Source organism: Ruegeria sp. HKCCA5929, from assembly GCF_013034525.1.
In the GTDB taxonomy this organism is placed as follows: Bacteria; Pseudomonadota; Alphaproteobacteria; order Rhodobacterales; family Rhodobacteraceae; genus Ruegeria.
The window spans coordinates 1-12348 of sequence record NZ_WQGE01000002.1 but is presented as its reverse complement, the minus strand read 5'-3'; the positions used below and the strand labels follow the sequence as shown (position 1 = coordinate 12348).

The window sequence follows — 12348 nt, the reverse complement described above, 5'->3', positions numbered from 1 at the left end:
AATGCCTCCTCTTGTGTAAGCAGCGGAAACAATTGTGTTTATTTTTTGACTATATCCAGGTCTAGAACTTCGACCATGATCCAGCGCTGTCTTGAGCGCTTCGCTAAAATAATGTTAAAAATCAAAAACTTGAGTAAAGTTATACTTTCAATCAGCTAGGCGCGGGCTGATGTCGCTGCGAACATGGCCAAGCTTCAATTTCAGAAGCAACTATCCCTGACGTGATCGCCTTCAGCGTATTTCAGCATTGAATCAGAGGGTCACGTTTTCGGCTAAGCCGGGAAAGGAGGTGGCCTCGAATTAGTAAATCTACACCGCATTCAGCGCTTGGTTCGCTGCGTGTGGTTTTTTGTTTCAACCGCGCCTGATGCCGCTTTGTAGATGAATGGCGGTCTGGCGTTCCAGAAATGGGATTTTGTTATGAGACGTAATGTAAATAATACCAACGTGACGACCGTCGATGAAATTAACGTCGAAAATCTGGATGCTCCGGTCAATGTTGAAATTCCTGTAGAAGAAGCCTTTGTAGAGGCTGATCTGACAGCGCAACAGCAGCAGCAAGACCAGAATGTCGACAACTCGAACGATCAGGGTCAGGGCCAAGACCAAGGCCAAGGACAGGATCAGGGTCAAGACCAAGGCCAGGATCAGGGTCAGGACCAAGGTCAAGGTCAGGATCAAGGTCAGGGACAAGACCAGTCGCAGACACTGGATGCCGGTGACGACAGCAACGACAACTCGAACAACAACGCCATTAATATCGACTTTGGTGGTGGTGAATGGATACCGCGCGACGATGATCAGGTTGATCTGGATCTTGGTGATTCCGCGACGGTTGGCGATGTGATCACCGCAGGTCGTGATCTGAACTACGATCCCGGTGATGACATGAACCTGGACATCTCAATGGATGGTGCCGGTACGGCGATGTCATCAGTCAACAATCAGGTTGCTAGCCTGAGCGATGACGACACGCTGGAATCCGCGAGCGTTGCCAACAATTCAGGCTTCTACCAGAACGGCGACGCCAATGGCGGTACAGCCACGGCTGCAGAAGGTATTCGCGCGAATGCAGATGGCGGAACATCGGGTGATGGCGGTACCACAGTAGGTGGTTCGGCAAACTCATCAACGCTTGGCAGCCACGCGTGGGCGGCAGGTGGTGACACCGGCAGCGCCGACGCGGATTCGGCAGGCGGAGACGGTGGGTCTTCGGGTGACGCGTCCAACGCAAGTATGGGCATGGGCACTTCCGATGCCAGCTCGACCGGCGACAGCTCGGGTGGCAACGGCGGCGACGCTGACAACTCGGCCTCTTCGGACAACGATGGCAGCACAAGCGTAGACGGTGATGGAACCGGCGGCGCAGGTGGCAGCGCGGATTCGTTCGGCTTGGGTCTTGGTCTGGGTCTGTCGGGTGCAAGCTCGTCGGGTAACGCCGACGGCGGAGACAGCGATTCCGATTCGACTGGAACCGGTACCGGTACTGCCGACAACGCAACAGATGCGTCCGGAGCGGACGGCGGCGACGGTAATGCTGCGACAGAAGGTTCAGCTTCGAACAGCAGCGATAGCGACACCGAAGCCAATGACGCCTCTGCAGGCGACAACACAGCGGATGGCACTGCAGACAGCGGTGCGGACAGTTCGGCTGATGGTGACGGCGGCGACGGAACTGGCGGCGACGGCACAGGCGGTGACGGAACCGGCGGCGACGGAACCGGTGGTGACGGAACCGGCGGTGACGGCGAAGGTGGTTTTGCCGCATTGCTTGAAGCTGCGATCATGGAGCTGCAGGAAGAGCTTGGCATGATTGATGCGGAACCCGGTGAAGGCGGTGACGGAACCGGCGGTGACGGAACTGGCGGAGATGGTGACGGCGGTGACGGAACGGCTGGAGACGGCTCGGGCGGCGATGGTTCCGGTGGCACTGCTGATGCGGATTCCGACGCTCAGGGTGTTGGCGATCAATCGGCAAGTGGTCCTGATATCGACCAGAGCCCAGGCGATGTGAACGGTTCAGCCAGCAACTCGCAAGCCACAGATGGCAGCGGCGGTGACGGCGGTTCGAATGCAGCCGACGGCGCGGCAGATGCGATGGGCTCTGGCACATCTGCAGCTGACGGTGACGGCGGCGCAGGTGGCAGCACCACTCCGACGTCTACATCCAGCGGCAACGGTGCCGGATCTGCCGATGCAGCCAATACCGCAGGCGGCGGCGGTGCAGCGGATGTCTTCGGAGACGCAGATACAAACGGTGCAGCGGACAGCCTGGCCGAAGCGATTGCCGGATACGGCGGCGCGGGTAGTTCCGACAACGACTCGACCTCGACCGGTTCCGGTGATGCGACGGGTTCGGCTGACTCGGGCAACGGTGGTGCCGGTGGCGCGTCTGCTGCAAACGGCGGAACCAGCGGAGCCTCGATGGGCAGCGCAACCTCGGGTGACACCATGGGTGGCACCATCACGGGCGGCAGCGCAGCCGGAGCCTATTCGGGTGACGGTGGCGCAGGTGGCACGGGCGGCAACTGGGGCGCAAACAATGGTGGCGATGGCATCGTGACCGGCGAATCCTACGCCTCGGCTGCGGCGGTTGTCGATACTTCGGCCTTCAACCAATCGATCGTCATGGGTGCCAACGTGCTTGGTAACTCGGTCGATACGACCATGGTTGGCGGCTCGATGACGTCCTCGTACGCAAGCGACGACACCGACACCTAAGTCAAACAAGCGGGGCCCGCATTTTCGGGCCTCGTCTCATTCTACAAAACTGCCGGGGCCGTAAAACGCGGCCCCGGCCCAACAGAACCCAGACCGGAAATTTGTGCTGGCACGGGTGAAAAGGAAAACCGACATGGCCCTAGACAGTATTTCTGAAACGATAGCGCATTTTGTTGGAACTTTTGAGCTTACGATCGAACAGTCCCGGTTGCGGGATCAATACGAAGAATTCACCGCTCTGAGGCGCAAAGCCGAAATCGAAGGGCTGGAAGATTCGGCCTCGATCCACATCAAGGCAGACCTTGATATTCCTGCGGGCGAGTACAAAGCTTTGCCCTATACTTTCCAACCCTCTGACCCCGAATTGCCGCTGCCGAACGCGCCTACCGTTCCGGTGTCCGAAGCGATGATTGTTATCGATGGTTCCGCAGAACCTGTGCGGTATGTGCCGGAAAACGAAATAAGCGATTCAGGCCCGTCTTCGTTTGTCCAACTGATCATTCTGCCGCCTGAAACAGTGCCTTTGGGTTCGGCTGTGACCGTTACGGTACAAAGCGTCTACATGCGCGATAACGATGTCGTCGGCGAGGGCGACTTCCGGGATCCTGAGGTTCTGATGGCCCAGGGCGAGCAGATGATGGACATGGCTCTGTCGCTTCACGCCATTGCTGCGCCATCATTTTCACTCGCGGACTACCAATCGACAGAAATGCTTGAGGCGCTGGCCGAACAGATGGCAAACCCGGTGATCGCGGACATTGAAGGCGTGATTGTGCACCAGTTCCATGGCGACGATGCGTTGGGTGTGATCGTCAACGGCGAATACGTCACGGAGGCTCCGGAATGGAAGGATCTGCTTCCCGAATATCATCAGCCTGATGACACGGAAAACACGGCTGAGCTGCCGTATCCCGATGAATGGGATCAGTCAAAAGACCCGGAGTTTGATGACGGACACCTGGTTGTGACCGGTGGCAACGTTGCGGTCAACGCCATGGCGGCCACTGTGGCTTGGGTGGATGCCCCGATCATAGCTGTAGGAGGGCAGGCGGTCAGCCTGACGGCCATTAGTCAGGTCGCCGTTGTGTCCGATTGGGATCAAGGTGCTCCGGGAACGGGAAGTGGTACGAATATCGTGCAGACTTCGCAAATCGAGGTCGAGTCCAAAACAGCACCTTGGCTTGGTGCAACATCAGGCGCTGCGGCAGCGGCGCCGATTGTTATCGTTGACCATGTTCAGGGTGATCTGGTCGTCGCGAATTTCATCAAGCAGGATATCGATGCCACAGATATCGACCAAATCGAGACCGAAATTTCGGCTTCGTCGACCGTGTATGCGATGGGCGACAACGAGATGTACAACGTCTCGGACCTTATTCAGTTGGGCAATTACTATGATGTGATCATCATCGACGGAAACATGGTTTCTGTGGACGTTGTGAACCAGACGCTCGTTTTGGTGGATGACGATGTGATCAGCGGCGGCATGGACCCGTCAATGGATGAAGGCGAAGCCGGGGGCGACGAAAACCTGGTTATGAACGAAGCCACTGTCAAAACGGTTGGGGACGATACCTATCAGGACATGTCCCAGGAGATGTCCGACACTATGGCGCTGGCCGATGACGACATTGCCGCGCTTGAAGACGCTTTGTTGAATGATCCCAATTTCGCCGGGATGGAGCAGATCCGTGTTCTGAAGATCGACGGAGATCTGGTGCAGGTGAACGTCGTTGAACAGACCACCGTGATGCAGGATCAGGATGACATTGAGCTATCCGGCCCCGAAGCGCCGCAGACCGAAGTGGTCGCCGGCAGCAACGCCCTGTTGAACAGCGCAAGTGTGACCAAGATGGGAGTGGATTCGACAATCATGGCCGCAAACGGAGCGTATTCGGATCTGCTTTTGCATCAGGCCAGTCTGCTGGATATGCCCACGAATGAAGACATAACGGCAATGACCAACGAAGCCATCGCCGCCATAATGAGCGATATGAGTGTCGCGCAGCCGGATGCTGCGTTGGCCTTGACCACTCCGGCAACAGATACCACGACCAACGACGACGGCCTGCAATCCGTGCTGGCCTGATTTTCCTGTTTTTTTACCGAGTGACCAAAAGGTTAGTAGATGTCGATCGTATTCACGTCGCGCCGCCCTTACTTATCCAGCCCCCTGGACAGACAGGGCGGAGGAAGGCCGCAAAGCCAAAATCTTGGTGCAAGGGTGAAACCCGCGCCCGAAAGGCCCAAAATCGCACCGCGTCTGCATCTGACAGAGCAGATGCGCGTACCAAACCCAGATGAAAAACAGTCAGAGAAACCTGAGAAACTGAAACACGCCGAGGACCAACACCACTCACAGGAACAACGGCGCGCTGATCCTCCCCATCGGCGCGTGCAGCCGCAGCCCGCACAAGACAAAGACCCAACGGGTGGCGGCAATGGGGTGGCCGATGCCGATGGCCCCGATCAGGTAACCGCCGAGGAAACGACCGCGCGTAAGACCCCCTCTGCGCGCGCGGCCGGCGAAAACCGCATGGGCACCACGATCGAGGCCAAGGCGAACCAGCCACTGCCGCAAAATCAGACCGGCGGCGGTGATGGCAAGGGGCCACCCCAAACTTTTCACAAGCGTACCCCGCCCGAGGATTTTCAGCGTACCTTGCAGGTGTCGAACCGCGCGATCTGGCGTAACCTTGCTTTTGTGCTGGTTCTGACCTGCGCCACCAACATCCTGATCCTGGCGATCCCGATTTACCTGTTTCAGATCAGTGACCGCGTTCTGACCAGCCGGTCATTGGACACATTGATCATGCTGACCGCAATCGTTGCGGGCGCGGTGATCTTTCAATCGGCCTTTGACGCGGTGCGCCGGTTCATGCTGATGCGCACCGGGGTTGAAGTGGCTGCCCGCTTGGGCGCACCTGTGCTCAGCGCGGCGGCCCATGCGTCTCTGCATGGCAACGGGCGCGAATACCAGACGTTAGGCGATTTGCAGCAACTGCGTGGCTTTTTGGTATCGGGTACTCTGATCTCATTCTTGGATGTCCCTTTCGCGCCTTTGTTTATCCTGATGATTTTCCTGGTGCATCCGCAGTTGGGCATGATCGTTGTCGTGACCGCGCTGCTGTTGATGACGATTGCCTTGATCAACCAGAAAATGACAGCCAAACCCTTTGCCGAGGCCAACAAGGCGCAGTCGCTGGCGAACCAGCATCTGGATTCGATGTCGCGCAACAGCCAGATCATCAACGCGCTGGCCATGATCCCCGAAGCCGTGCGGATCTGGGGCAGGGACACCGCTCAGTCTTTGACTTGGCAGGTGCGCGCACAGGACCGCAATGTGATCTTCGCCGCAGTTTCGCGCGCTGTCAGGCTGCTGACCCAAATTGGTATTCTGGGCTGGGGCGCCTATCTGGCCCTGCAAGGAGAGATCACCGGCGGGATGGTGATTGCCGCCTCGATCATTGCAGGTCGTGCCTTTGCGCCCATCGAAGGTTCGATTGAAGGCTGGAACAGCTATTTGCTGACACGTGGGGCCTACAGCCGGATCAAAGCGTTGCTGTCGACCTCGGCATTGCAATACGAAAAACTGCGCCTGCCGCGCCCCGAGGGCCGTTTGGATGTTGAACGCCTGCTGTATGTGCCCGGTGGGACCAAACGGGTGGTTTTGAACGGGATCACATTCTCGCTGACACCCGGTGAAACGTTGGCCATTATCGGCAATTCCGGAGCGGGGAAGACGACGCTGGGGAAAACACTGGTGGGGTCTATCCTGCCGACTTCGGGCAGTGTGCGGCTGGACCTGATGGATATTCGCAACTGGGATCCACGCCAGTTTGGGGAAAGCATCGGCTACCTGCCGCAGGATGTCCAACTGTTCCCCGGCACGATCAAGGACAACATTGGTAGGATGCGGGCCGATGCGACCGACGAACAGATCCACGATGCTGCCGTTTTGGCCGATGTTCACAACATGATCGCGACCCTTCCGCAAGGGTATGAGACGGTGGTCGCCGCAGATGGCGCGCCTTTGTCCGGTGGGCAAAAACAACGCATAGCGCTGGCGCGGGCGTTCTTCGGCAACCCGAGATTGGTTGTGCTGGATGAGCCAAACTCGAACCTCGATGTGGCTGGTGACAAAGCGCTGGCCCGGGCGATTGAACAGGCGCGCGAAAGCAAGATCACCGTGGTCGTTATCACGCAGAAACCGACGCTGTTGAACGTGGTCGACAAGATCATGCTGCTGACCGATGGGCGCGTGGCCCTGTTCGGGCAGCGCGATCAGGTCCTGCAACAGATCAACGCGCCGCGCAAACAAACCGGAATTGAAGGCCAGCAGGGGGGCTGACCATGAATGACCTCGTACCTGTGAAGAATTCTGCCGATGAACCTCAGCTTTGGTATGCCGAGGTTCCGCGCTCGATCAACCGGCTGATTGCCATCGGGCTTATCATGCTTCTGGTGTGCTTTGGCGGTTTTGGGGTCTGGTCCTTCAGCGCCCCTTTGGCGGCTGCGGTAATTGCACAGGGCAGCTTTGTGGCCACCGGTCGCAACAAGATCGTTCAGCATCTTGAAGGCGGCATCATTGAAGATATCAAGGTGGTCGAAGGTCAGTCGGTTCAGGCCGGGCAAGTGCTGATGACGTTGGACCAAACCTCGGCACAAGCTAATGAGCGCGAGCTGTTCATCCGCAAACTGCGCCTGCAAGCCATGACCCAACGGCTGCTGGCCGAATACGGTGAACGCGACCGACTTGTGTTTTCCCCTGATCTTGTCGAGGCATCCGATGATGTCGAGGTCATGGCTATTCTCGACGGGCAAAAGCTCAGTTTTGACGTGTCGCGCAAGACGTTGCTGAATGATGTCGCATTGCTTGAGCGGAACATGGAAGCGTTGAAAATCCGGTCCAGCGGCTTTGAGGCTCAGTTGGACAGCATGATGCGGCGCGCCGAGATTTTGCAGGAAGAATACGAGGCCAAGAGCCAACTTTACGAAAAGGGGTTGGTCCGCAAGGGTGAGCTCAACACGATCCGTCGCGTTCAGGCCGAGGCCGAAGGACAACAGGCGCGCTTGCAGGCCGAAGCCGCCGAGATCAACCAGATGCTGTTGAAATACGAAGAGCAGATCATGCGCACCCGATCTGCCTATCGTGAAGCTGCGCTGGATGAGTTGGGCGTGATCGAAGCCGATCTGGAAAGCGTGCGTGAAAAATCCCGTCAGGCCCGCAGCGTTCTGGACCGGGCGGTTGTCCGGGCCCCAGTTACCGGTACAGTCGTGCGGCTGCACTACCACACGCCGGGCGGTGTTATTGAAACTGGCGAACCCATTGCCGAGATCCTGCCTGCCGATGCCCCCCTGATCATCGAAGCGCAGATTCCTCGTACGGAAATCGATAGCGTGATTACAGGGCAGACGGCCTCGGTGCGTCTGATCGCGTTGAACCAACGCACGACCCCGGTTTTGTATGGAGAGGTTTTCTATATTTCTGCTGACGCTTTGCCTGAACAGACCACAGGCAGCCCTCAAGAAGTGTATCTGGCACGTATTTCCCTTACTCCGGATGAACTGCAACGTGTCAGCGGCTTTATCCCAACGCCCGGGATGCCCGCAGAAATCATGATCCAGACTGAAGAGAGGACCTTTGCCGCCTATATCGCGAAACCAGTGTCAGACAGCATGTCTCGCGCATTTCGTGAGCATTGAGGTCACGGCTACACCTTCCAATTTTTGCATGTTACCCTTTGCCGGAACAGGTGAAGGAGTACACACATGCCGGTAACGGTCAAAGACATGATGGCGGCCGCCAATGCGGTGGTTGCGCGGATTGATACAGCGCAGGCGAAGACCATCCTGGAACAGGGCGGTCTGCTTCTGGACATTCGGGATGCATCGGAATTGCAAGCCACCGGTCGTGCCGCCGGGGCACATCATATCCCGCGCGGAATGCTGGAGTTCCGGGCAGATGACACGCTGCAATCCCACGACCCGGAATTGCGCAAAGACCGTCCCATCATTTTACATTGTGCTTCGGGTGGGCGTGCAGCGTTGGCTTGCAAGCTGCTGAAAGACATGGGGTATCAGCAGGTCTACAACCTTGGCGGTTTGGTGGATTGGGTGAACGGGGGCGGCGAACTTGTCAGCGCCTAACATATGGGCGTTTCGCATCTGACCCAAATCAAAGCAAAACACATTCGAATCGTGTGATATTTAGCTGGAAGTCACCAAAAGGAATTCCGGCCATGTTTCGCCTTGCCGCTATGCTGTATTCACTTATCGCAACTGCCCTGTCGGGCTCGGCTGTGATCGCCGTTTTGTCTGCCGGTATGGTTTCGGTCAGCGCGATTGTTGGTGCCGCAGCAGCAGGGGCCGTGCTTGCTGCGCCCGCGTCTTGGATGGTCGCCAAGCGGCTGTATCAGGGCGCATGATCAAGCGTTCAGAAACGTTCTGACGGCCGCTTCAAATTCGCGCGGTTTCTCGGCGTGCAGCCAATGACCGGCTCCGGGAATTTTGGCAAACCGTGCGTTGGGAAACAGCGCGCGGATTTTGTCACGATGCTCTGGCAGAACATATTCTGATGCACCACCTGACAAAAACAGAGCGGACCCGTTCCATGAGGCATCCAAGTTGGGAAAGCCCATGATGTTGGGCATCTGGTCCGCCAATACATCCAGATTCAACAGCCAACGTTTGCCATTGATGTCCAGGGATTGCGTAAAGAAGCTCTGCAGTGCTTTTTCAACACCCAGTTCAGCCAGTTGCTGCTCTGCGTCTGACCGGCGTTCGATGCGTGAAAAATCCACTGCCCGCATGGCCTCGATGAACTGGATCTGACTATGCGTGTATTTCACTGGCGCAATGTCTGCGACCACCAGCTTGTTCACCAATGACCCGTGTTGCAGCGCCAGCGTCATCGCAGCCTTGCCGCCCATCGAATGCCCCAGCACATCGGCCTTGCCGCCGTACTGTTCGACGACTTCGGCGATATCCTGCGCCAGATGCGGATAGTCATGCTGCGGGTCCCACATGCTGCGCGCGTGATTGCGCATATCCACCGCCACGACCTGCCGTTCGTCCGAAAGCCGTTTGGCAATCACACCCCAGTTGCGGGCGGATCCATAAAGGCCATGTGCAATGATAAGCGGCGGAAGGGCAGTCGGTTCGCCATGTATTATTGTATTCAACATGTCCCGAGTGATACCCGCACGCGCTGCGGACGACTAGCCCCATTGTAGGTCTTTGAGCCAAAGGCTAGATTGCCGCGTTAGGAGGTCCCATGTCGCAGGACACAGACATTCAAACCCGGATTGCCGAGACCGTAGCCTTGCTGCGCGCCAAGCTTGGCGTGCGGGACAAAACGCTTGAGGCGTCGATCCGAAAAGCCAAGCGACGCCTGCCGCGACGTGTTTACAAACAAGCCATGGTGTTGGCACGGTCCGAGGCGATGGCTGCGCATCCCAAGCTGAGGCAGGTACTGGACACACCCAAGCTGATCCGCGCGTCTGATGTTGTGCAAGGACATCTCAGCGCGATCAATCTGGCCGACCGCAGATGGGGCTGGTTTTTGGGAATGCTGGGTGGGTTGGCCTTTAACTTGCTGGCACTGACGACACTGCTGCTGGTTTTTCTGTGGTGGCGTGGCTTGATCTGACCTTGGGTTCCGGATTATGCGCAGGGATCTGAACGTGGTTCAAGCTCTGAGGGCGCAATGGCAACCAAAGCACAAATCCGGCGAGAACAGTTGCGCGAAAAACTGGTTGAGGCGGCCGAGATACGTATCGGTCAACACGGTCTAAGCGATCTTCGTGCACGCGATCTGGCCAAAGATGCTGGATGCGCATTGGGTGCCATATATAACGTGTTTGAAGATCTGAACGCGATTGTCATGGCTGTAAACGGGCGTACGTTCAAACGTCTTGGGCAAGCTGTCGGAACGTCTTTTGACGGCAGTGAGCCACCGGTGCAGCGCCTGATTGTCATGAGCACGGCCTACCTGCATTTCGCCGACAAAAATACCAATCTGTGGCGGGCTTTGTTTGATCTGCAGATGCCGAATGATGGCTCGGTACCCGATTGGTATCGCAGCGCGTTGAAAGACCTGTTTTCCTTTATTGCCGAACCTGTCAGCGAATTGTTCCCCGAATTGGATCGGGTCGAAATGGACTTGATGACACGGGCGCTGTTCTCATCGGTGCACGGAATTGTCACCCTTGGGCTTGAGAACCGTATCTCGGGCGTGCCGCCTGAACAGATTGAACGCATGATCGCGCAGGTTCTTTCACGAATTGGAAACAAATAGTTTCCTGAACGCCGTTCATGAAAATACTTGAACGCTGTTCAGGAAATTGCTACCTCCGAATTGTGAACGATGTTCATGAATTTGGAGGATCACATGTTCAATACATTGAAGACCCTGATGAATGGTGCAAATGCCCGGGCCGAAGACAGGCTGCGCGATAGTTTTTCAATTGAGCTGATTGACCAGAAAATCCGAGAGGCCGACCAAAATCTTAAGGCCGCCAAGTTGACGCTTGCCAGCCTGATCCAGAAGCAACGCGGTGAAACCCGCCAAATCGAAACCTTGCAGGCTCGCATCCAGGATTTGATGGAAAGGACCCGTCAGGCGCTGGCAGATGATCAGCAAGACCTTGTTCAAAGCGCGGCGCAGGCGGTTGCGGATTTGGAAAACGAATTGGCGTTGCGCCAGCAAACCGTCGACCGGCTTGAGGCGCGTATCTTACAACTGCGCCACTCGGTGCAAACGGCCAACCGCCGTATTCTGGATCTCAAACAAGGCGCAATCTCGGCGCGAGCGGTGAAACGAGAGCAGGGGCTGCAAAAGCGGCTGAACCGTCACTTGGGTGGCACCAGCCCGGCGGAAGAGGCGGAAGAGCTGATCGCCCGAGTGATGTCTCAGGATGACCCGTTTGAACAATCCGAAATCCTGCGCGAGATCGACGCGGGCTTGGATCACAGCACCGTGGCCCAACGGATGGAAGAGGCCGGGTACGGCCCCAAAACCCGCTCTAGCGCAGCGGAAGTTCTGAGCCGCCTTAAGGCTCAATCCTGAAACTGACGAACCCGTATTTTGACTAAGGAGACTTCAAATGACTAACCGTGGTGAAAACAACTTGATCCTGATGCTGAACGGTGCTGGCGTGGCTGTGGCTTACCTGTTGCTGGGCATCTCTTTGTACTTGTCTACCGACGTGCCGCTGGCGACCAAGGGTTACTGGGGTATGGGCATTGTTTTGCTGACACTCAGCCTGATCAACGTTGTGAAATACCGCTTTGACAGCCGCTCAGCCGAGGATCGCATCAACAGGATCGAAGAGGCGCGAAATGAGAAACTGCTTGAAGATGCTTTGAAAGAGGCCGAGGGCGAGGTCTGATCTCACCCGTTCCGGCCGCGGCGTTTGGCCCGAGCCTTAGTAAGAAAAACGGCGCCTCAGAGGCGCCGTTATCATTTGTGTTTTATAGATTACAAGTTCGGATAGATTGGGAAGCGGGCGCAGAGGTCTGCGACCTCGGCTTTGACCTTGGCTTCGACAGCGCCGTTGCCATCTTCGCCGTTGGCAGCCAGGCCGTCGACCACTTCGATGATCCAATCGGCGATCTGGCGGAACT

Annotated in this window: 11 protein-coding genes and 1 pseudogene; 10 read left to right on the top strand and 2 right to left on the bottom strand. The window is 57.0% G+C overall.

Annotated features, from left to right (window positions below; translation table 11 throughout):
* Positions 1–420: 420 nt before the first annotated feature.
* The 6 genes from GOV90_RS04785 to GOV90_RS04760 all read left to right on the top strand — a co-directional run bounded on the left by GOV90_RS04785 (position 421) and on the right by GOV90_RS04760 (position 9149).
* Positions 421–2721: a hypothetical protein gene (locus GOV90_RS04785; RefSeq protein ID WP_171172819.1), complete on the top strand. Its 2301-nt coding sequence runs from the start codon at positions 421–423 to the stop codon at positions 2719–2721.
* Between the two features lie 133 nt (positions 2722–2854).
* The gene (locus tag GOV90_RS04780; RefSeq protein ID WP_171093962.1) at positions 2855–4810 is read left to right on the top strand and encodes a type I secretion protein; all 1956 of its coding nucleotides are present in this window, start codon (positions 2855–2857) and stop codon (positions 4808–4810) included.
* A gap of 192 nt (positions 4811–5002) precedes the next feature.
* Entirely contained in the window at positions 5003–7072 is a 2070-nt protein-coding gene (locus tag GOV90_RS04775; RefSeq protein ID WP_371732504.1) for a type I secretion system permease/ATPase, read from the top strand.
* Positions 7073–7074: 2 nt separating this feature from the next.
* Positions 7075–8427, top strand: a complete 1353-nt coding sequence (locus GOV90_RS04770; protein WP_171093958.1) for an HlyD family type I secretion periplasmic adaptor subunit — start codon at positions 7075–7077, stop codon at positions 8425–8427.
* A gap of 66 nt (positions 8428–8493) precedes the next feature.
* Positions 8494–8871, top strand: coding sequence for a rhodanese-like domain-containing protein (locus tag GOV90_RS04765; protein ID WP_171093956.1), 378 nt, complete (start codon positions 8494–8496; stop codon positions 8869–8871).
* A 92-nt stretch (positions 8872–8963) separates the two neighbouring features.
* Positions 8964–9149, top strand: coding sequence for a hypothetical protein (locus GOV90_RS04760; protein ID WP_171093954.1), 186 nt, complete (start codon positions 8964–8966; stop codon positions 9147–9149).
* Here the strand turns inward: GOV90_RS04760 and GOV90_RS04755 are convergent, their stop codons facing one another.
* Positions 9150–9908: an alpha/beta fold hydrolase gene (locus tag GOV90_RS04755; RefSeq protein WP_171093952.1), complete on the bottom strand. Its 759-nt coding sequence runs from the start codon at positions 9906–9908 to the stop codon at positions 9150–9152.
* Between the two features lie 89 nt (positions 9909–9997).
* Between GOV90_RS04755 and GOV90_RS04750 the strand changes: the two genes are divergently transcribed.
* The 4 genes from GOV90_RS04750 (at position 9998) to GOV90_RS04735 (ending at position 12113) form a co-directional block, all read left to right on the top strand.
* Entirely contained in the window at positions 9998–10372 is a 375-nt protein-coding gene (locus tag GOV90_RS04750) for a hypothetical protein (protein ID WP_171093950.1), read from the top strand.
* A gap of 57 nt (positions 10373–10429) precedes the next feature.
* Entirely contained in the window at positions 10430–11020 is a 591-nt protein-coding gene (locus GOV90_RS04745; RefSeq protein WP_171093948.1) for a TetR/AcrR family transcriptional regulator, read from the top strand.
* 93 nt (positions 11021–11113) lie between these two features.
* On the top strand, positions 11114–11791 hold the full coding sequence (locus GOV90_RS04740) for a PspA/IM30 family protein (RefSeq protein WP_171093946.1): 678 nt from the start codon (positions 11114–11116) through the stop codon (positions 11789–11791).
* A 37-nt stretch (positions 11792–11828) separates the two neighbouring features.
* Positions 11829–12113 (top strand): hypothetical protein, encoded by a 285-nt coding sequence (locus GOV90_RS04735; protein ID WP_171093944.1) that lies wholly within the window; start codon positions 11829–11831, stop codon positions 12111–12113.
* Positions 12114–12202: 89 nt separating this feature from the next.
* On the opposite strand, the pseudogene glyA reads toward GOV90_RS04735, so the two are convergent.
* A pseudogene (gene glyA / locus GOV90_RS21125) lies at positions 12203–12348 on the bottom strand (serine hydroxymethyltransferase); the annotation flags it as partial.